This window comes from Flagellimonas halotolerans (assembly GCF_035818535.1).
GTDB classification, from domain to species: domain Bacteria; phylum Bacteroidota; class Bacteroidia; order Flavobacteriales; family Flavobacteriaceae; genus Flagellimonas; species Flagellimonas halotolerans.
Genome location: NZ_JAYKYV010000015.1, coordinates 70,021 through 91,487, shown reverse-complemented (window position 1 = coordinate 91,487; position 21,467 = coordinate 70,021). Strand labels below are relative to the sequence as shown.

The following is a 21,467-nucleotide window of genomic DNA, read 5'->3' as shown; positions in this document are numbered from 1 at the left end:
GGTCCGCTTAACTGTTTTGTTCGTTGATGATTCCATAAATAAGTCGAATTGTTGTCAACTTATTTCAGGACGGGTCACTCATATTAAATAAAAAAGCCGTGCACTTGGTGCACGGCTTTTTTTGTTTCTGCTTCTATAAAATAGAAAAGGGTGAGGAAGTCCTCACCCTTTTCGTCCCAAATCTTACCATAAACTTAACCTACTTATGCTATGGCGAGACTAAAATACTGGTATTGTGAGAAATAACAAAGGGTTTTAAAAAATATTTTGTTTTTATGAAGAAAAAGAAATTGTGCAGTTCATCGATAAAATTGTTAAAACCTTGGCAGTCAAACATAAAGAAGCCGGAGCATGCTCCGGCTTCTTTCCCCAAATCTTACCATGAACTTAACCTACTTATGCTATGGTGATTCAAAAGTAAGCCAAGTGATGTTTTTGTGCCCAAGCTTTTAGATGAAACTCCCTTAAATGCGTTGAAGTGTACAACACGGCCTGATTATTGATAAATGTCAAGAAGATTAAGGGGGGGTGAAAGGTTTACGAGTATACAGAAAATAAAAAAGGTGGAATAGCTTCCACCTTTTTTGCCCCAAATCTTACCATGAACTTAACCTACTTATGCTATGGCAGGCACTAAAGTAGGATTGCAGATTTGCCATTGTATAAAAACCCGCTGTTCTACTAGTTTCATCGATGAACTGCACTTTTGCCTTTTTCTCGATTACTTAATAAGCCCTTTCGTTCTTGCCCTCGAAAAAGTTGACAAAAGCCTTGTTGACCACCCTGTTGCCTCCGGGAGTTGGATAATTGCCCGTAAAATACCAATCGCCAAGATTTTTGGGGCAAGCGCTGTGCAGGCCTTCAATGGTCTGATAGATGATCTCCACTTCTGCGTTGATGCCTTCGGGGCTTAAAATCTCACCAATTTTCTTGGAAATCTGCTTGGAAGAGAACGGGGCATAGAACTCCTGTACATAGTTTACCGCATTTTTATTTGAGGGATTGGTCTGTGTGAGACATTTTTCATAAATCTCCTTTATTTTATGAGTGGTACCGTGCTCTTCATGTAAGGCCAATGCCGCTCTAAATGCTACAAAATCTTCCAATCGGGCCATATCAATACCGTAACAATCCGGATAACGTATTTGCGGAGCGGAGGACACCACCACTATTTTCTTTGGGGATAAGCGATCCAAGATTTTGAGGATACTTCGCTTTAAGGTAGTTCCACGAACAATACTGTCATCTATGATAACCAAATTGTCCGTAGGTTTTACCGAACCGTAAGAAATGTCGTAAACGTGTGTCACCAAATCATCCCTGCTGCTATCTTGGGTGATAAAGGTTCTGAGCTTCGCATCTTTAATGGCCACTTTTTCTATTCGTGGTCTAATGTTCAATATTTTATGAAGCTCTTCCCCGGTCATTTTTGATCCCAAGGCCAAAATCTGTTCTTCCTTTTTCTTGTTGAGGTAGTTCTGGGCCTCTTTTACCATTCCAAAGAAAGACGTTTCTGCTGTGTTTGGGATATACGAGAAAACCGTATTCTCCAAATCGTTGTCTATGGACTTCAATATTTCAGGGAATACCAGTTTCCCCAATTTTTTTCTTTCTTGATAGATTTCCTTGTCGCTGCCACGGGAGAAATAGATGCGCTCAAAAGAACAGGCCTTACGCTCGGTAGGCTCCAAAATTTGTTTGAGTGCCATGGAACCATTTTTTTTAATAATAATGGCATGTCCGGGGTCCAGTTCTTTTACATCATCAAAATTAATGTTGAAGACCGTTTGTATTACAGGACGTTCCGAAGCCACGACCACAACTTCATCATCTTGGTAGTAATAAGCTGGGCGTATTCCCGCAGGGTCTCTCATTACAAAGGCATCACCATGGCCAATAAGTCCGCTCATGGCATACCCGCCATCCCAATTTTTTGAGGCTTTCCTCAATATCTTGCCTACGTTCAAACGTTCTGCAATCAATGCAGATGCTTCTCTCTTGGTATATCCTTCTTTCTTGATCTGTTTGTAGAGCTTGGCCACGGCATCATCCAAAAAGTGACCGATTTTTTCCATTACCGTAACGGTATCGGCTTTTTCCTTGGGGTGCTGCCCCAGCTCCACCAAGTTTTGGAAGAGTTCATCAACATTCGTCATGTTAAAGTTTCCGGCAACAATAAGGTTGCGGTGCATCCAGTTGTTCTGCCTTAAAAATGGGTGTACGCTCTCAATACTGTTTTTTCCGAAGGTGCCGTAGCGAACGTGCCCCATCAAAAGTTCACCAATGTAGGGAATGTTCTTTTTTTGCCAGGCCACATCGTCTTCACGATCAGGATGCTCGGTCAACGCGGTATTGATACGGCTGTTGATTTGGGCAAAAATATCCTGAATGGGCTGCTGTTGGGCCGATCGTACGCGGCTCATGTACCTTTCCCCGGGCTCCATGTCCATTTTAATGCTGGCAAAACCGGCACCATCCTGTCCACGGTTGTGCTGTTTCTCCATCATCAGGTACATTTTGTTCACACCGTAAAAAGCGGTGCCGTACTTTTCTTTGTAGTACTCCAGAGGTTTAAGCAAACGGATCAACGATATTCCGCATTCGTGCTTAATGGGATCACTCATAACAAACCAAATAAAAAAGCCCCGAAATTTTTCAGGGCGAACATTTATGTTAATTCAATATTGAACTGTGTCAATTCTTTAAACTGTGCCAAACGGGCGTCAACCTCGCTCTTTTTTAAATCCACCATCCGTTCGGTGCCAAATTTTTCCACACAAAAGGAGGCCAAATTGGATCCATGGATAATGGCATTCTTCATACTTTCAAAAGAAATGTTCTCCGCCTCGGTCAAATACCCTGCAAAACCGCCGGCAAAGGTGTCTCCCGCTCCAGTGGGGTCAAAAACCTCTTCCAAAGGAAGAGCAGGGGCAAAGAAAATATTTTCTTTATGGAACAAAAGCGCTCCGTGCTCCCCTTTTTTGATCACCACATATTTTGGGCCCATTTCCTGAATCTTTGCCGCAGCCTTGACCAAGGAATATTCGTTGGTCATTTGCCTTGCCTCTTCATCGTTTATGGCAATGACATCGATTTTGGCAATGACCGCCATCAATTCGTCCCAGGTATTGTCCATCCAAAAATTCATGGTATCCAAAACTATGAGTTTTGGTCGTTTTTCCATCTGATTAATTACGCTCAACTGGATATTTGGGTGAAGATTGCCCAACATCACAATATCTGCATCGGTGTAATCACTTGGTACAATAGGATTAAAGTCGGCCAGGGTGTTAAGTTCGGTGGCCAAAGTGTCTCGTGAATTAAGGTCGTTATGATACTTTCCTTCCCAAAAAAAGGTTTTGCCGCCCTTTACCACCTCGACCCCGGATAGGTCGATGTCCCTATTTTTTAAAATATCCATATAAGCTTGTGGAAAATCATCTCCCACTACGGATACAATCGCGGAGTCTATTTTAAATTGTGAAGCTGCCAAACCGATAAAGGTGCCTGCGCCCCCCAAAATTCTTCCTGTTTTCCCGAACGGTGTTTCAATGGCATCAAAAGCCAAGGTTCCCACGATCAGTAATTTGCCCATTCCCTAATTTTTGCTGCAAATATACGCTTTGATATTCCATTTGGAATCATTGGCAAAGGATTTAAGAAAAAGAGTGGAACAAGCCCAAGTTCAAGTGCAAGCATCAAGTTCAAGAGCAAACCTATTCGTGATGATTCGTGAAATTAGTGTCAAAAGGGAAGATAGAACAGAGAAAAAAGAACAGAAAGACAAGTACAAGCATCAAGTTCAAAGGAGGATGTGTATAGTGTCTCACAGCTACTTTCTTCCAAAATCGGCCGGAATTTCGCCCCAGGCCTTGGTTTCCCATTTTACGATCGGAGTGTTGAACCGGTTCTTTTTGAGCCATTCCTCGGCCCTTTCTATCAGCTCAAAAAGTTGGGCGTTCTTGGCTGTTTTTTTCAGCTTGGTGCCACACTTTTTCTTTCGCACCCATCCTATTGCTATTCTGGAATCGGAATAAAGGATGCGGTCGCTTTTTCGTTGTTTTAAAAAGGCAAGACCATGCACCAATGCCAAAAATTCCCCTACGTTGCTGGTTCCTTGCTCAAAAGGCCCTTGATGAAAAAGAACCCGTTTACTTTTGGTGTCCACACCGCGATATTCCATTTTTCCCGGGTTGCCGCTCGATGCTGCGTCCACGGCAATGGAGTTGTAGTTGGGGTCGCCGATTTTTAGCAGCTCTTCCTGGCTAAGTTCTTTTTTGCCCTTGGATTTGCCTTTATACTCTAAATAATTGCTGTTGAAGGCCTTTTTGGCTTCTTCAAAAGTGGTGAACGATTTGTACTGAGCCCCCTTTACGCCATCAATTTGGGCTTTGCAATCGGCCCAGGACTCAAAAATGCCGGGATGCTTGCCCTTCCAGACTACATAAAACTTTTTCTTCTTGGCCATTTAGGATAAAACTTTTTCAATCACTTTAGGAAAATGCTGGTATTCCAATTGGTGTACTTTTTGGGCAATAGCTTCTGCATTATCCGAAGGTTCCACTGTGGTTTTAGCTTGAAAGATAATGGCGCCCTCATCATAATTTTCATTTACATAATGTATGGTAATGCCCGTTTCGGTTTCGTTGTTTTCCTTTACGGCTTGGTGCACTCTTTCCCCATACATGCCTTTTCCACCGTATTTGGGCAACAAGGCAGGGTGAATGTTAATAATTTTATTGGGGAAGGCATTAATAAGGTTTGATGGAATCTTCCAAAGAAAACCGGCAAGCACAATTAAATCTGTATTAAGTCCTTGTAAAATATTTAAGACCGCATCAGAATCTTTAAAGGCGGGTTTATTAAAATAAAAGGCGGGAACCCCAAGACGGTCGCAACGTTCAAGAACCTTGGCCGAGCTCTTATTGGTGAGCACCGCAGCTACGGTCACTTCTGGTTTTTCACGAAAAAAGGAAATAATATTTTCTGCATTCGATCCGCTGCCCGATGCAAAGATTACAATTCGTTTCATTCGTTAGGAATTGATATGATTTTGGACTAAATTACGTCGGCTAAAGTAAGGTACAGTAATTTAAGATGTTTAATTTGGAGCACATTTTATCGACAAATGGTGTATTTAATCCAAAGTTTTATATTTTTGCCAACGATTTAAATTTTTAAAACCACAATAATTATGTCAGACATTGCATCAAGAGTAAAGGCTATCATCGTTGATAAACTAGGTGTAGATGAAAATGAAGTAGTTGCAGAAGCTAGCTTTACCAACGACTTAGGAGCGGATTCCTTGGACACTGTTGAACTTATCATGGAGTTTGAGAAAGAATTTGATATTCAAATACCAGATGACCAAGCAGAGAACATTGCCACTGTTGGTCAGGCCATTAGCTACATCGAAGAAGCTAAGTAATTATATGATATATCGCTGAAGATTTTAAATTATCCATGTGGTGGTTATCACATGGATAATTTTTTTTATAATTTAGGTCTAAAGGGTAAAAAAAATAGTTCAATGCAGTTAAAGCGAGTTGTGGTTACCGGAATGGGAGCGTTAACGCCCATAGGTAACAATTTGGAAGCTTATTGGGAAGGACTACGGACCGGTAAGAGCGGTTCTGCCCCCATTACTTATTTCGATACCGAAAAATTTAAAACAAAGTTTGCTTGCGAGCTTAAGGGGTATGATCCTTCAGATTATTTTGATCGGAAGGAAGCCAGGAAATTGGATAAGTTTGCCCAATATGCCCTGGTGTCCTCGGATGAGGCCATAGCAGACTCTGGAATCGACTTGAACGTTGTGGACAAGTTTAGGGTAGGCGTTGTGTGGGGAGCGGGAATAGGCGGATTGGAAACTTTCCAAAATGAGGTGATTAATTTCGCCGAGGGCGATGGCACACCACGTTTCAATCCATTCTTTATCCCAAAAATGATTGCCGATATAGCACCGGGAAATATTTCCATCAAACATGGATTCATGGGACCCAACTATACAACGGTTTCTGCATGTGCCTCTTCCGCCAATGCCATGATCGATGCCCTCAACTATATTCGTTTGGGTCACTGTGATGTTATTGTGACCGGAGGTAGTGAAGCTGCCGTTACCCTTGCAGGTATGGGCGGGTTTAACGCCATGCACGCACTTTCCACTAGAAACGAAAGCCCAGAAACAGCCTCCAGGCCATTCGACGCTACACGCGATGGATTTGTGTTGGGAGAAGGTGGAGGAGCGCTTATACTGGAAGAATATGAGCATGCCAAAGCTAGAGGGGCAAAAATATATGCAGAAGTATTGGGTGGAGGACTCTCCAGCGATGCTTACCACATGACCGCACCACATCCAGAGGGGATAGGAGTGGTAAAAGTGATGGAAAACTGCTTAATGAACGCCGGACTTAAACCGGAAGACGTTGATACCATCAATACGCACGGAACTTCTACACCACTTGGAGATGTTGCCGAATTGAAAGCTATATCCAAAGTGTTTGGAGACCATGCCAAAGAGATCAACATTAACTCCACCAAGTCCATGACCGGACATTTGTTGGGTGCAGCGGGAGCCATTGAGGCCATTGCATCCATTTTGGCAATGGAAAACAATTTGGTTCCACCTACCATTAACCATAGCGTTGTGGATGATCAAATAGACCCTTCGCTCAACTTGACCTTGAACAAGGCCCAAGAACGAGAGGTAAAGGTTGCCATGAGCAATACATTTGGCTTTGGAGGACACAATGCTTGTGTGTTATTCAAAAAAATAGGGTAGTTTTGTAACATGAAACTTACTTCCAAAATATTCAATTCCCATCCAAACGCGGATGGGGATTTTTTTTTGGGAATCAAAAGAATTCTTGGATTTAAGCCCAAGAACATAGAGATTTACAAGACTGCGTTCCTTCATCGTTCCATGAACCAAAAGGACGGCAATGGAAATCCTGTCAACTATGAACGTTTGGAGTTTTTGGGAGACTCCATGTTGGGTACCATCATTTCAAAATATTTGTACAACGAAGTACCCGAGGGCGATGAGGGCTATCTCACAAAAATGCGATCCAAAGTAGTGAGCCGAAAGCACCTGAACGAATTAGGAAAAGACCTGGGACTATTAAAATTTGTGGAAAGCAGGATTCCCAAAGCGCATTTTGGCGAAAATATCCATGGGAATGTTTTTGAAGCACTGATAGGGGCCATATATTTGGACAAAGGGTACAATTACTGCGAAAAATTTATTGATGAAAGGGTGATAGAGCCTTATGTGGATATTGAGCAGCTCGAAGGCAAGGTAATCAGTTACAAGAGTTTGGTGATCGAGTGGTGCCAAAAAGAAAAGAAACCCTTTAATTACAATGTGTACGAGGATACAGGTAACGATGAGCTCAAACACTTTGCCGTAAAACTTACCATTGGGGATAGAATGTTGGCAAAAGCTAGGGCCACATCCAAGAAAAAGGCAGAAGAAAAGGCATCCAAACGAGCCTATTTTGCATTGCAGAGCAAGATAGAGAACCAGTAATTTTAAATAAAGGTAAACTCAAACGTTTTCGCTCGTTTTTGTAAGTGTATTGTTTTGTATTAACTAGGCATTCATTAGGATTAAGCCTATATTTACCGTTCGTGTTATGGGCATGTTAACAACGCACAAGATATCAGCTGATCTATATGATGACAGTTTTTCGCTCATCGCCATACACTGTGATTTGGAAGATTATGCCATTACCTATGCCATAAATTCCACCTGTGGGCTATATTTGAAACGGATGAAAAAAGACCTTCATCTCAATGAAAATATGTCTTTCTCCATATTCGATTGGGACGATGAAATGAACGATGTGTATTGGACACTGATTTCGAACAAGTGCGAAATTGAAGAAGTGATGCCTTCGGAGGGTTTGTTTGGGAACAACATTTCAAGAAGAACAGATTATTTGGTGAAAGAGCGGAAAGATGTGGATTATTTTCTAAAAGTTGATGCAGCAGATGAAGAAATCTTTTTTTCGGAAAAATTAAAATCAATCAACCAAATAACCAAGGTGATAACAGCGTATCCATTAGAAACACAAAACTTAAAATCAAAAAGAAATTTAATCTTTTAACAATGCCAACTAGAAAGAAGACTAAAATTGTAGCAACCCTTGGCCCTGCCACCAGTAAAAAGGAGACCCTAAGGGAAATGATCCTGGCAGGAGTGGATGTTTTTAGAATTAACTTTTCCCACGCCGCCTACGAAGATGTTGCTGAGCGAATTAAAATGATAAGGGAACTTAATGAGGAGTTGGAAATCAACACCGCCATACTTGCCGACCTACAAGGGCCCAAACTAAGAGTGGGGGTAATGGGCGGAGAAGTAATTGTTTCCCCCGGTGATGAAGTAACTTTTGCAACAGGTGAGCCTTTTGAAGGAACAGCCGAAAGGGTTTACATGAACTACAAAAGCTTTCCAAAGGATGTAAAAGCGGGAGAGCGTATTCTATTGGATGATGGCAAACTTATTTTTGAAGTAAAGTCTACCAATGGAGAGGATGAAGTCGTAGCAACGGTAATACAAGGGGGACCATTAAAATCCAAGAAAGGAGTAAACCTGCCCAATACAGATATTTCTTTGCCAGCCCTAACAAAGAAAGACATTAAAGATGCCATTTTTGCAATAAGTCAAGATGTGGACTGGATGGCTTTGTCCTTTGTGAGACACGCTCAAGACATATACGACCTTCATAACTTGATCAAGGAACACACCGAACACAAAATCCCGGTTATTTCTAAAATAGAAAAACCTGAAGCCCTTGAAAATATAGAGGAGATTGTGAAGGCTTCCGATGGACTTATGGTCGCACGTGGGGATTTAGGTGTGGAAATTCCGGCACAGGAAGTTCCATTGATTCAGAAACAATTGGTACTAAGTGCCAAAAAAGGAAGAATACCGGTAATAATTGCCACCCAGATGATGGAAACCATGATTACCAGTTTAACACCAACTCGTGCGGAAGTGAACGATGTGGCCAACTCGGTAATGGACGGTGCCGATGCCGTAATGCTTTCTGGTGAAACATCGGTAGGGAACTATCCGGTTCAGGTTATTGAGAAAATGGCAAGTATAGTAACCAGTGTGGAAGGCTCTAGCTTGATCAAAGTACCCCAGAATCCACCTCACATTCGTACCAATAGATACATTACAAAATCTGTTTGCTACCATGCAGCACTGATGGCCAACGAAATTTCGGCCAAGGCCATTTCCACATTGACCAATAGCGGGTATACCGCATTCCAAATTTCAGCTTGGAGGCCTGCTGCGCACATTCTTGTTTTTACATCCAACAAAAGGATTTTGACACAGTTGAATCTACTTTGGGGAGTAAAAGCATTTTATTACGACAAATTTGTGTCTACCGATCAGACCATTGAGGATGTAAACCAAATAGCTTGTAAAAAAGGATTTTTGGATGTTGGGGATATGCTAGTGAGCCTAGCGGCAATGCCGATCAAAGAAAAAGGTATGGTAAACACCTTGCGCGTAACCGAAATAGAAAACTGTAATTTCTAAACAGTATTGATCAACAAACTTAAGGGTGCGCAGTGGAAACATTGCGCACTACTCTTTTTTTGCAGATTATTTTAAATCCATGTCTGTAATAAGCAAGGGAGCAATGCTTTTGGCCATAAAAATGGGCCAATCGTTTTTGAACAGGTGGCTCTCGGTAACGGCACTTTCGTACAAAAGATAAAGACCGCTCGATATTTTTTCCGTTTCCGCTTTGGATAGATTGGCAATGTTACCTCCGACGACCTCTCCTAAATACAGCAACAATTCCTTTTTTTGTTGTTGAATCACTCCTAAAATAGTGGTTTGATCAGGGGAAAGTTCCCCAAGCGTTTTAATGCCCCAACACCCCTGAAAATTTTCTTCTAGGTACATATCCCTCAAAAGGTCAAAAATGGCCAGCAGTTGGTTTTTACTTTCTGTTCGTTGGTTCACGTAGTCTTTTAAACTGTTCATAAAGGCACCATGCCGCTGTTTAAGATAAGCAACACAAATATCCTCCTTGGATTTAAAATGGCTGTACAGCGTTGCTTTGGCAATATCACATTTTGATATGATTTCGTTGATGCCTGTTGAATTGTATCCTTGGTAATAAAAAAGATTGCCCGCCGTGGTAATAATATGTTGGTGCAAATCGCTTCGCTGCATAGAAAAGATGTAATGGTTGTTTTAACGGGGATGCTTTTACAAATTAATAAAGAAATTATGTAAACTATAGTTCCACCGTAAAATATTATATGGGTTTAAGTTAGCAATCTTAGCTTTATTAAAACCCTAAACAAATGCTAACTATTTAATATGGTGCTGATTGTGAAGATTTTCCTATATTGTATATAAAATTTTATCAATCAAATAATTAAAACACTACCTAAAATGAAAAAGTTACTTCTGGCCCTTATTGTTGGCCTACTCTTCGCTCCCATGAACTATGGGCAGAGTTTTCAGTTCAAAGCAGATGATATTGACATCGATTACAAAAAGTACACCTTAAAAAACGGCCTTACACTTTTGGTTTACGAAGACCATAAAGCCCCTATCGCTGCCGTAAATGTGTGGTATCATGTAGGGTCTAAAAATGAAAAACCGGGGAAAAGTGGTTTTGCCCACTTATTTGAGCATTTGATGTTCAATGGAAGCGAAAACTACAACACCGATTATTTCCAAGCGTTGGAAAGTATTGGCGGGACCGACCTAAACGGTACTACCAACACGGATAGGACCAATTACTTTCAAAACGTACCTGTTTCCGCCTTAGATCAAGTGTTGTTTCTGGAATCTGACCGGATGGGACATTTATTGGGGGCCATTGACCAAGAAAAGTTGGATGAACAAAGAGGTGTGGTGCAAAACGAAAAGAGACAAGGGGAAAATCAACCCTACGGCATGCAGTGGGATTATTTGACCAAAGCCATGTATCCAAAAGGGCACCCCTATTCATGGACCGTAATCGGGGAAATGGAAGACCTTAACGCTGCTTCTCTGGAGGATGTCCAGGAATGGTTCAAATCTTACTATGGTGCAGCCAATGCAGTGGTTGCCATAGCTGGTGATGTTGATGCTGAGGAGGTTCATCAAAAAGTAATCAAATATTTTGGAGATATTCCATCTGGCCCGACTGTGGAACGCCAAGAGGTCAATATTCCAAACAAAATATACGATTCCCGTCAGGAATATGAAGACCGTGTTCCTGAGACCAGGGTGCTCTTTGCTTGGAATACACCTCCGTTCGGATTTAAGGAAGACCTTCACTTTGATTTAATTTCCGCCATTCTTACCAGTGGAAAAAACTCAAGATTATATCAAAAATTCATTTACCAAGATCAATCGGCAAGTGCCGCCGTTTCTTTTCAGGCCTCGAGTGAGATAGCGAGTAGATTTATTACGTATTTAAATGTAAAAGAAGGAGAGGATCCCCAAAAACTGGAGCAAGAACTTGAGGCCGAAATCGATAAATTCATCAAAGAGGGTCCAACAGAAGAAGAACTCAAAAGGGTAAAGGCGAATTACTTTGCCAATTTTATCAAAGGTTTGGAGCGTATAGGAGGCTTCGGAGGGGTTTCGGATATCCTGGCATCCAATCAAACCTACCATGGCGATGCATCCTATTATAAAACCAAGTTGAAGTATGTGGAAGAAGCGACCATTGAAGATTTAAAGAAAACCGCGGCCAAATGGCTTACCAAAGGAAAGCACATTTTGGTGTGCAAACCATTTCCGGAATACGATGTCGTAGCGTCTTCAGTGGACAGAAGCAAATTGCCAGAACTGGGAGCGCCAGAAAGCTCAAAATTCCCAGAACTGCAACGCACCCAATTATCCAACGGACTCAATGTGGTTTTGGCCCAGCGCGATGGAGTACCGACCATAGTGATAAACTTGGTGGCCGATGCAGGTTACAAGACCGATCACTTATCCAGCCCCGGAACGGCCAAGTTGGCCATGAATTTGATGGATGAGGGAACCAAAGACAAGGATGCCTTGGAAATCAATGAACAGCTCCAGTTGCTAGGAGCATCTTTGAACACGTTTTCCAGCCAAGATGAATCAAACGTATACATGAGCACATTAAAGCCGAGCTTTGATGCCAGTTTGGATCTATTTATGGATGTTGTGCTCAACCCCGTTTTCCCGCAAAAGGAATTTGAACGGCTTCAAAAAGAGCAGATCAATGATATAAAACAAGAAAAATCACAACCCATCTCCATGGCCTTACGGGTAATGAACAAATACCTTTATGGGGAAGATCATCCGTACAGCAGCCCATATACCGGTACAGGTTACGAGGATACGGTTTCCAAATTGACCAGGGAAGATGTTGTAGCGTTCTACAATACTTGGTTTAAACCCAATAATTCCACCTTAATTGTTACCGGGGATGTGGAGATGAACGAGTTGAAGTCCAAATTGGAAAAAACGCTGGGCAAATGGAAAAAGGGAGATGTGCCCAACATTGTTTTTAACGAGCCAAAGACCAATACAAAAAACACCCTGTACTTGATGAACCGCCCAGAGTCGCAGCAATCCGTGATCCTTGCAGGGCATTTAACCGAAAAATACGGGGATGTTTCCGAGATAGCCTTGGAGCAAATGGTAAATATTCTTGGAGGTGATTTTACGTCCCGAATCAATATGAATTTAAGGGAAGATAAACACTGGTCTTACGGAGCCGGAGGTTTTGTGATTGGTTCCAAAGAAGAGCGCCCATTTATTGTGTATGCCCCGGTTCAAACGGATAAAACGGCTGAATCCGTGACCGAGATAAGAAAGGAAATATCCGAATTTACCTCTACACGACCCGCAACCAGTGAAGAACTGGAAAAAGTAAAAACCAATCAGGTGTTGAAATTGCCCGGGCAATGGGAAACCAACAGCTCGGTCAACAGTTCGGTCAGGAATTTGGTCCGATATGATTTACCGGACGATTATTATCAGAAGTATGATCAAAATGTGAGAAATTTATCTGTGGACGATATCATAAAAGTGAGCAATAAAGTGGTACAACCAGAAAAGGTAAATTGGTTTATGGTGGGTGATAGGGCTGAAATTATAGACAAATTGGATGAACTAGGTTTTGATAACATCATAGAAATTGATGCCGATGGCAATCCCAAAAAGCCAGCGGTAAAACCCGTGGAAACGGATATTAAAAATTAAATTGTAGAGGAGGCTGTCTGAAAGCTTCAGATTGTCAGGTTGAGCGCAGTCGAGAACTTATAGTGATGTTCGTAATCAATGGGTTTCGACTGCGATCAACCTGACAAAGTCATTTTTTTTGAGCTTTTAGACAGCTTCTTTTTTAAAAATCAAATTTGAGCTGAACGAGTACCGACTCCTTTTTCTCACTCTCTTTTTTCTTTTCGGTGTTCAGGTTGGCCAAAGAAATGCCCAACAAGCGCACGGAATTTTCTAAAGATGATTGGTACAACAGCTCTTTGGCAGTTTCCAAAATAAGGTCTTTGCTTGCAATAAAATAGGGCAGTGTTTTGCTGCGGGTCTGTAAGGTAAAATCGCTATACTTAATTTTTAGGGTGATTGTTTTGCCCGCTATTTTCGATTTTTGAAGTCTTCTTTCCAGCTCCGAAGCAATATGCCCCAATTTTTCCAGCATAAAGATTTCACTGCTCAGATTTTCAAAAAACGTGCGTTCGGCACCAACCGATTTTGGAATCCGATGGGGCTTTACACTGCTCAAGTGTATTCCCCGTACCACATTGTAGTAGTAGCTACCGCTTTTGCCAAAATGCTTTTCTAAAAACTCCACGGGCTTTTGCTTTAGGTCCAGTCCGGTAAAAATGCCCAAGCGGTACATTTTTTCGGCAGTTACCTTGCCCACACCATAAAACTTTCGGATGTCCAGGTTTTCCAAGAACACAAGGACTTCCTCGGGGTTTACCGTTTTCTGCCCATTGGGCTTGTTGTAATCGCTGGCAACTTTGGCTATAAACTTGTTTATAGAGATTCCGGCCGAAGCCGTTAATCCTGTTTTGTCAAAGATTTTGTTACGTATTTCTTGCGCGATCAGGGTGGCCGATGGATTTCCTTTTTTGTTCTCGGTAACGTCCAAATAAGCCTCATCCAAAGAGAGGGGTTCCACTAAATCCGTATATTCAAAAAAGATGTTCCTAATTTGCTTTGAAACCTCTTTGTAGCGATCAAAACGCGGTTTTACAAAAATAAGTTCAGGGCAATTTCTTCGGGCAATGGTACCCGCCATGGCACTTCGCACCCCAAACTTTCTGGCTTCATAGCTCGCAGCCGATACCACACCGCGTTTGGAACCTCCACCAACGGCAATGGGTTTCCCTTTTAGCTCCGGGTTGTCGTGCTGTTCTACAGATGCGTAAAAAGCATCCATGTCCACATGAATAATTTTTCTTAACGGAAAATCGAAGTCCATTTTCAAATTTAGGGTATATTTAGTTTGATGGAACATTTGGAAATAGAACGAAAGTTTTTAGTTAAATCTGATGAGTTTAAGCAGAAGGCCACATCTCAAACCCGAATAGTGCAGGGATTCTTGAATACAGACCCTGATCGGACAGTAAGGGTCAGGATTAGGGGCGACAAAGGTTTTTTAACCGTAAAAGGGGCCAGCAACGAATCGGGAACCACAAGATTTGAATGGGAAACGGAAATTACTGCTGCGGAAGCGACCAACCTCATTGATCTGTGCGAAGCAGGCATTTTGGAAAAAATACGTTTTGAGGTGCCCTTTGGAAACCATTTGTATGAAGTGGATGAGTTTTTAAGCGAGAACAAAGGACTCATTTTGGCAGAAGTGGAACTCAACCATGAAGACGAACGTTTTGAAAAGCCTGAATGGTTGGGCGAGGAAGTAACCGGTCAAATCCAATACTACAATTCCCAGTTAAGTAAGAAACCATTTAGAGAATGGTAACCGGATCCCGAAAAGCAGCAGGAACAATCAATATATTGATTGTAATTAGTGCCGTTTTGGCTATTTACTTTGGTCTTTACGAACATAAGCAACTTTTTATGCTATTCAAGCCGTTGACCACGATTTTGATGATTGCTTTACTATTCTTTACCCCAAAAAAGAGTTGCGTACCATTGGGCAGAATGGCAACTATTGCCTTGGCGTTCTGTTTGTTAGGGGATGTTCTGTTGCTTTTTGAAGACTATTTCTTGTTGGGCCTTGTTGCATTTTTATTGGCCCATATCTTTTTCTCTGTGGCATTTATCCAGTATAAGGGATTCTACAAAAATTGGATTCCCTCTTTGATACTCTTTGGCATAGGCGGGGTATTGTTCTTCTGGTTAAGGCCAGGTTTGGGAGATTTGCTACTGCCCGTTTCCATTTATGTGGGGATAATCACGTTTATGGCATTGCAAGGGGTGGGTTTGTACCTGCGTGAAAGGAACAATACGCATGCATGTATGGCCATGGGGGTATTGTTTTTTATGCTTTCGGACACTCTATTGGCTTTTGCCAAGTTCAAGGCCCCGTTTTACCTATCGGGACCATTGATTTTGGCTACTTATTGGTTAAGCATCGGTTTGATTGCAAACGCTACTCGCCAAATAGTTTTAAGAACAGAAGACTGAACAAATCAATCTAACTTCTTGTCCAAGGACAAAATGGAATGCAGAAGCACATTGGCACCATTCGCCATATCTTCTGCCGAAGTAAACTCTTTGGGCGAGTGGCTGATACCTCCCTTGCTCGGCACAAAAATCATCCCAACAGGTGCGAATCTTGATATGTCTTGAGCGTCATGGCCAGCGCCACTGGGCATATATTTAAAGGTTAATCCAAGGGTCTTTGCTGATGCCTCGATTTCCTTTTGAATGCTTGTATTGGTCAAGGCAGGTTCCGCTGTTGTGTCCAAGGGCAAAAATTTCACGGACACATTGGAAGCTTTGGCTATCTTCTCCGTTTTTTCCTTGATAGCCTCGTATACCTTTTGAATCACTTCGGAGGATAGGTCACGTATCTCTAAACTTGCAATGACCTTACCAGGTATTACGTTTGGAGCACCTGGCTCGGCCTTAATCCGACCCACTGTGCCTACTTGAGAACCTTCAAAACTATTGGTGACCTCATTTACGGCCACAATATATTTGGCTGCCGCCAGCAGTGCATCTTGCCTCGCATCCATGGGCGTGGTGCCTGCGTGATTGGCAAAGCCTGTAAAGACAACATCCCACCAATTAAGGCCAACAATACCTTCGACAATGCCAATATCCAATTTTTCTTTTTCGAGTTTGCCTCCTTGCTCAATATGAAGTTCCAAGAAGGCTGCTAGGCTACCTTTTTTGCGTTTGGCCTCTTCCAGTTTCGTGGTATCTCCCCCAATGCGCATAATGCCATCACCCATGGAATATCCCGTAGAATTTACCACCGAAAGGGCCGATTTCCCAAGGTTTCCTGCCATGGCTCTGCTCCCCATCACACCACCTTCTTCATTCGGAAAAATGATAACTTCCAGCGGGTGGTTGGTTTCTATATTGTTCTCGTTAAGGGTTTCAATCACTTCCAAAGCCGCCATAGAACCCAAACAGCCATCATAATTCCCACCATTGGGCACCCTATCAATATGGGAGCCAAAAGCAATTGGCTTTTTTGAGGAATCTGTTCCTTGCCTTGTTCCAATAATGTTTCCTGCAGCATCAACCTTCACCCCCATACCAAAACCCTTTAGGGTTTTGATCACCCAATTTCGGGCATCGATATCCGCATCACTAAAGGCAACACGCTCCGTTTCTCCATTTTCCTGCAGTCCAAATTCAGCAAGATTAAATATTCTCTTTTCTAGTCGGTGTTGATTGACTTTTGGTTGCTGAGCAGATAGCACTCCAATGACAAAAAGGGCTAAAATATTAGTGAGCAGTACTTTCATGGTTTCCTGATTTTTTGAAAGTTAGGGATTTAAAAATAATTTTTTTCAGAAAACCTAGGCAGCTTTTTCTGTGGAAGCAGAATTTATTTCATGATTGATTAATTTTTGCTCGGACCATTTTTTTTTGCTTACACCACTGATCAATGGAATCACAAAACCAACTGTTATGAGCACAACGCCCATCATGAAAATATTTAATGGATTCATAAAGAAAGAACCGCTGTTTAAAGTTGCCAAGATCAAGATGGTGGACAATGGGAATGACAATGCCAATATGGCCACACCAAAATCACTGCTGAATGTTTTGTTCTTGGATTTTTTGTCCATCTCCATACTATCTACTGCAGCGATATGTGCGTAGGGCCAAAAACTACAGGCACTTAGGCCAAAGGCTATGGTCAACAAAATTTCATTTCGAGCTTCAATTCCTGTTACGGTCATGAAAATCCCTGAAATCAATAAAACCAATCCTGCGCGGATACACAACAGGGAAAAAATCTGGAAGAACTGTTTTCTTTTGATTTTGACCGCCAATCCAATAAATAAGAGCACCAAAGGCGTCATGATCAGACTTAGCTTTTCAAGGGTCTCGCTTAAGAAAAAGGGAAGCGAATTCATGCTGACCCCAAAGACCAACAAAACCAGAGCTGCTCCAATAAAGATGTTTACAGGTTCCGAAACCATTGCTTTGATCAAGGACTTTAGTTTGGTTCCTCCATTCTTTTTCTGGGTGGATTGAAGGTTGTAGTGACAGTTCATGGCGACCAAGTACAGAAAGAAGAGTACAAAAACCTTGTTTCCAAGGTCGGACATGGCAGCCTTTGCCAAATACTCCTCTCCTAAAAACTCCAAAATAAAGGGGAAAGAGGATAGACCTGGCGCAAGCGAGGGAACCAATAGTTTTGCAGTTCTGAACTCCGATGTTCCTTTGCCGATGCCCATTAGGGGCAAAATAAGGGGCATGGCAAAAAACAACAATAGGTTAAGTCCAAGCGCTAACAGGGGCAATATTAATAGATGCAACTCTACCTTTACCCCCAACAACGCGATAAAAATGGTAGCGGGCAGCGCAAGGTTTAGAATTACCTTTTTTATTCCTGTAATCTCTTCTTTGGACTTGAATTTTACTTTTAGTAAAACCCCAATAAAGATGAAAAAAAGAAATACAATGGTTTTTTGAATTCCTACCTCCACTATGCCAACACTTTATTGAGTGCTGCGGTAAAGGTTTTCATTTCGTCCATGGTTCCCATACTAACACGGCACCAGTTTTGGTCCATAAATTGGAAAGCGCGAACCCCCACTTTTAGCTTGGTCATTTGTTCCAAAAACGCCCTGCCCTCCATTTCAATAGGGAAAATGATAAAACTTGTTGAAGAGGGGACATAGGAAGTGATGCCCATTTTTTTGAGGCTTTGGTAAACATATTCCCTGCAATCAGCGTTCAGGGTACGAGATTTATCTATAAACTCAGTATCGTCCATGGCGGCCATGGCGGCGTAAACAGAGGGCAATGTAATTCCCATGCCTCCTCTAGTTATTTTTTGTAATCTTCCCAAAGTTTCCTCCAGGGCAACAATGTATCCAATACGTAGGCCGGCCATTCCATGTATTTTGGAGAAAGTCCTGGCAATAATCACGTCTTTACCTTCATTTACCAAGGAAACCATACTCTTTTTGGCTCCTTCATCCAAGAACCATAAGTAGGCTTCATCAACAAAAACGGGAACTTTTTCCGATACTCTGGAACAGAAATCCACCAGTTCCTTATGATCTGTCAAGGAACCTGTGGGGTTGTTCGGGTTACATATATAAACCAATTTGGTTTGGTCGTCAATAGCTTCCTCCATGGCCTTAAGGTCGTGCGACCAGTCATCTTTCAATGGAACGGGCTTCCATGAAGCACCAACAGATTCGGCCACTCTAATGAGCGACATATAAGCTGGGTCTGCAGAGACAACGTTCCCACCGTTCATAAAGAGCACCATGGCCGTTTTTTCCAATAAATCCGAAGAGCCGGGTCCCATCATTATGTTTTTGCTCTCAACACCTTCAAAGTCGGCAATTTTGTCCACTAGTTGGAACAATTCCTTCCATGCATATCTATTTCCTCCCGAAGCTGAATCCTTAAATGCTTCCAGTGCCATAGGGGATGGACCGTAGGGGTTCTCGTTGGCATTTAATTTTGCTGCCAATTCTGGCAAGACAGCTTCAGGTTTTGGCAAATATTCTTTAAAGAATGGACTATAGATTGCGTTGCCCTCGACGTCCAAGGTTAATGGAGCCTTTGGCGTTTCGGCCAATCCAATATAGGGTAAGGCCATTGCACCACCTGCGGTGAGCACACTTTTTCTTATCCAATCGCGTCTGTTGATGTTAGTTGTAGTTCCCATTGGTTTTTAGTTTTTAGAAGAACTTAAAATTAGACTATGATTTTGGCAAAATCAATGCTAAAAACGTAAAAATCAGTTATTTAAAGAGGGATATCTTAAAATTGAGGGGGGTTTATTTAGAAAATTGATAGGAAGGAGTACTATTGTAAGGGGCTTTTTTGAAGATATTCCAATGTGAGAATGCCCCGTAGATTGTTGATAATGATATGGTCCAGCAACTCGTGGATGCTATATTCATCGAATAGATTGGCCTTTGAATACACGGTCTCCTCCATTCGGGACAAAAATAATGTACAGACCAATTCAACATTGACATTATTTCTGACTTGCCCCAATTCTTGGGCTTTTTTTAAAAGGGGGCATACAATATTCCATACAATGTCCTTTTTTACTTGGGCGTATACTTCATAAGCCTTGGGATAATATTTGTGGAGCCCGTGCAGAAAAGCGGGGTTGATTTCCTGAAAGGTGATCAACCCTTGCTTATATATAAATATTACCGTGGTAAGGGGTTGGTCCTCGTTGGGGTTTTCGAGCATGTAATTGTCCACATTGGCCCGAATGTTGTCCAAGTAATACCCAAGACTTTCCTTTACCAGCTTTTCTTTGCTGTTGAAATGTTTGTAGAGGGTTTTTTTGGAAATACCCAGATTTTTGGCCAGTTCATCCATGGAGAACCTTTTGCTCCCAAACTTGGTGAAGTTTTCAATGGCATAGGCCAATATGTCCTTTTTGTCCCCCAATGTAAACGTTTTTATTTCCAGCCTCCCCCAAGGGCCCTGTACAGTTCCACAATGGCGCTAAGTTGGGCGTATTGTGTATCTACGTAATTGAGTTCGGAGTTCAATGCATTTTGACGTGCGGTCAATACTTCCAAATAATTCGCGAGACCATTGTTCAAAAGCTCTTCGGAATAATCTTCGGCTGTTGAATAGGCTTCGAGTTCTTTGGAACGGGCCTCCATTTTTTGGGTTTCCGCTTTATAAGTATAAAGGGCGTCGCTCACTTCTCTTCCTGCCGTGAGCAATGCTTGTTTATAGCTCAACAATGCTTGTTCTTGTTGGGCCTTGGCAACTTCCACTTGGGTGCGCAACCGTCTTCCGTTAAAGAGGGGTTGTGTCAAAGAACCTACCAAAGTTGAAAAGAGTGAGCTCGCATCCAACCAATTATCAAACTCCAAACTCTGAAAACCTCCCGAAGCGGATAAACTCAAAGAGGGATATAGACTACTTTTGGCCACATTGGTCAATTCAAATGCATTAATGAGGCCATATTCTGCCTGCATCACATCGGGCCGATTGGCAAGTAACAAGTAAGGTACCCCGGTGCTCAATTCTGTATCAATGGTTTGATTGTCCAAGTCGCCACGCTGTATTTTTTGTGGTCCTTCACCCAATAGCATACTAAAGGCGTTTTCCAAAAGTTTGATGTTGTTCTCCAGGTCGATCACAATAATTTCGGTGGTATGGACTTGAGCTTCGGTCTGTTTTACCGCAACTTCGGTCACCTGACCGGCATCTTTTAGGGCGATGGTGGTTTCCAGACTGTTTTTTCTGGCTTCCAAGGTTTGTTTGGCAACTTCCAATTGTTTATCCAATGCCATTAATTGATAGTAGGTGCTGGCTATGTTCGCCACCAATTCCGTTTTTACGGCTTGATGCGCGGTAACGCTCTGTAGATAGGCCGCACCAAAGGCTCTTTTATTACTTCTGATCTTGCCCCAAACATCGGCTTCCCACGAGAGGGCGCCAGAGAGTTCGTACTGCTCCAGGGCACTTGTAAAAAAGCTACCAAACTGACTGTTTCGCGAGTTTTTTGTCCGTGTGAAGCTGGCCGTTCCTGAAAGGGTTGGATAATATCCGGCTTTTCCTTGTTTAAGGTAAGCTTCGGCGGCCATTACGTTTTGCAGGGCAATCCTAATGTCAATATTATTCTCTAACCCTTCTTCAATATACGATTTCAACTGTTCATCATTGAACAAGTCTTTCCAAGACACATCTGCCATGGAAACACTGTCCTGCGGCAGATTGTCCGTTCTGAATAGATTCTCAGTTTCTACCTCTGGTCTAGCGTAGTTTTTTGCCACAAAACAAGATTGTAGCAATAACGGTACCGAGAGTAACAGGATGAATTTATATATGGATTTTATTTTCATGTTTTTTA

Annotated in this window: 19 protein-coding genes; 8 read left to right on the top strand and 11 right to left on the bottom strand. The window is 42.1% G+C overall.

Annotated features, from left to right (window positions below):
* Positions 1-725: 725 nt before the first annotated feature.
* The 4 genes from VM932_RS14560 to purN form a co-directional block, all read right to left on the bottom strand.
* The gene (locus VM932_RS14560) at positions 726-2,624 is read right to left on the bottom strand and encodes an amidophosphoribosyltransferase (protein WP_326279655.1); all 1,899 of its coding nucleotides are present in this window, start codon (positions 2,622-2,624) and stop codon (positions 726-728) included.
* A 44-nt stretch (positions 2,625-2,668) separates the two neighbouring features.
* On the bottom strand, positions 2,669-3,595 hold the full coding sequence (locus tag VM932_RS14555) for a PfkB family carbohydrate kinase (protein WP_326279653.1): 927 nt from the start codon (positions 3,593-3,595) through the stop codon (positions 2,669-2,671).
* A 237-nt stretch (positions 3,596-3,832) separates the two neighbouring features.
* The gene (locus VM932_RS14550) at positions 3,833-4,468 is read right to left on the bottom strand and encodes a ribonuclease H family protein (RefSeq protein ID WP_326279651.1); all 636 of its coding nucleotides are present in this window, start codon (positions 4,466-4,468) and stop codon (positions 3,833-3,835) included.
* Positions 4,469-5,032, bottom strand: coding sequence for a phosphoribosylglycinamide formyltransferase (gene purN / locus VM932_RS14545; RefSeq protein WP_326279649.1), 564 nt, complete (start codon positions 5,030-5,032; stop codon positions 4,469-4,471).
* Positions 5,033-5,194: 162 nt separating this feature from the next.
* On the opposite strand from purN, the gene VM932_RS14540 reads away from it, so the two are divergent.
* The 5 genes from VM932_RS14540 to pyk all read left to right on the top strand — a co-directional run bounded on the left by VM932_RS14540 (position 5,195) and on the right by pyk (position 9,553).
* Positions 5,195-5,428 (top strand): acyl carrier protein, encoded by a 234-nt coding sequence (locus VM932_RS14540; RefSeq protein WP_009778413.1) that lies wholly within the window; start codon positions 5,195-5,197, stop codon positions 5,426-5,428.
* A gap of 102 nt (positions 5,429-5,530) precedes the next feature.
* Entirely contained in the window at positions 5,531-6,781 is a 1,251-nt protein-coding gene (fabF, locus tag VM932_RS14535) for a beta-ketoacyl-ACP synthase II (RefSeq protein ID WP_326279611.1), read from the top strand.
* 9 nt (positions 6,782-6,790) lie between these two features.
* Entirely contained in the window at positions 6,791-7,528 is a 738-nt protein-coding gene (rnc, locus tag VM932_RS14530; protein WP_326279609.1) for a ribonuclease III, read from the top strand.
* Positions 7,529-7,634: 106 nt separating this feature from the next.
* A complete protein-coding gene (locus VM932_RS14525) occupies positions 7,635-8,108 on the top strand; it encodes an IPExxxVDY family protein (RefSeq protein WP_326279608.1) in 474 nt (157 codons plus the stop codon).
* A 2-nt stretch (positions 8,109-8,110) separates the two neighbouring features.
* Positions 8,111-9,553: a pyruvate kinase gene (gene pyk, locus VM932_RS14520; RefSeq protein ID WP_326279606.1), complete on the top strand. Its 1,443-nt coding sequence runs from the start codon at positions 8,111-8,113 to the stop codon at positions 9,551-9,553.
* 66 nt (positions 9,554-9,619) lie between these two features.
* Here the strand turns inward: pyk and VM932_RS14515 are convergent, their stop codons facing one another.
* Positions 9,620-10,198 carry a TetR/AcrR family transcriptional regulator gene (locus VM932_RS14515; RefSeq protein ID WP_326279604.1) on the bottom strand — a complete coding sequence of 193 codons (579 nt, stop codon included), beginning with the start codon at positions 10,196-10,198 and terminating at the stop codon, positions 9,620-9,622.
* A gap of 225 nt (positions 10,199-10,423) precedes the next feature.
* Here VM932_RS14515 and VM932_RS14510 point away from each other — a divergent pair, with 225 nt between their 5' ends.
* On the top strand, positions 10,424-13,204 hold the full coding sequence (locus tag VM932_RS14510; RefSeq protein ID WP_326279602.1) for a M16 family metallopeptidase: 2,781 nt from the start codon (positions 10,424-10,426) through the stop codon (positions 13,202-13,204).
* A gap of 142 nt (positions 13,205-13,346) precedes the next feature.
* On the opposite strand, the gene dinB is transcribed toward VM932_RS14510, so the two are convergent.
* Positions 13,347-14,447, bottom strand: coding sequence for a DNA polymerase IV (gene dinB, locus VM932_RS14505; protein WP_326279600.1), 1,101 nt, complete (start codon positions 14,445-14,447; stop codon positions 13,347-13,349).
* Between the two features lie 27 nt (positions 14,448-14,474).
* Here dinB and VM932_RS14500 point away from each other — a divergent pair, with 27 nt between their 5' ends.
* Complete coding sequence (locus tag VM932_RS14500) at positions 14,475-14,948, top strand: CYTH domain-containing protein (RefSeq protein WP_326279598.1); 474 nt, start codon at positions 14,475-14,477, stop codon at positions 14,946-14,948.
* Complete coding sequence (locus VM932_RS14495) at positions 14,942-15,616, top strand: lysoplasmalogenase (RefSeq protein ID WP_326279596.1); 675 nt, start codon at positions 14,942-14,944, stop codon at positions 15,614-15,616. The genes VM932_RS14500 and VM932_RS14495 overlap by 7 nt, the downstream gene beginning before the upstream one ends.
* Positions 15,617-15,621: 5 nt before the next feature.
* Here VM932_RS14495 and VM932_RS14490 read toward each other — a convergent pair whose 3' ends face one another.
* From VM932_RS14490 to VM932_RS14470, 5 genes are all read right to left on the bottom strand, one after another.
* A complete protein-coding gene (locus VM932_RS14490; protein ID WP_326279594.1) occupies positions 15,622-16,911 on the bottom strand; it encodes a Zn-dependent hydrolase in 1,290 nt (429 codons plus the stop codon).
* Between the two features lie 54 nt (positions 16,912-16,965).
* Positions 16,966-18,105, bottom strand: coding sequence for an AEC family transporter (locus VM932_RS14485; RefSeq protein WP_326279592.1), 1,140 nt, complete (start codon positions 18,103-18,105; stop codon positions 16,966-16,968).
* Positions 18,105-19,304: a pyridoxal phosphate-dependent aminotransferase gene (locus VM932_RS14480; protein ID WP_326279590.1), complete on the bottom strand. Its 1,200-nt coding sequence runs from the start codon at positions 19,302-19,304 to the stop codon at positions 18,105-18,107. The genes VM932_RS14485 and VM932_RS14480 overlap by 1 nt, the downstream gene beginning before the upstream one ends.
* 140 nt (positions 19,305-19,444) lie before the next feature.
* Entirely contained in the window at positions 19,445-20,047 is a 603-nt protein-coding gene (locus tag VM932_RS14475) for a TetR/AcrR family transcriptional regulator (RefSeq protein WP_326279588.1), read from the bottom strand.
* 11 nt (positions 20,048-20,058) lie between these two features.
* Complete coding sequence (locus VM932_RS14470) at positions 20,059-21,459, bottom strand: efflux transporter outer membrane subunit (protein WP_326279587.1); 1,401 nt, start codon at positions 21,457-21,459, stop codon at positions 20,059-20,061.
* Positions 21,460-21,467: the final 8 nt, after the last annotated feature.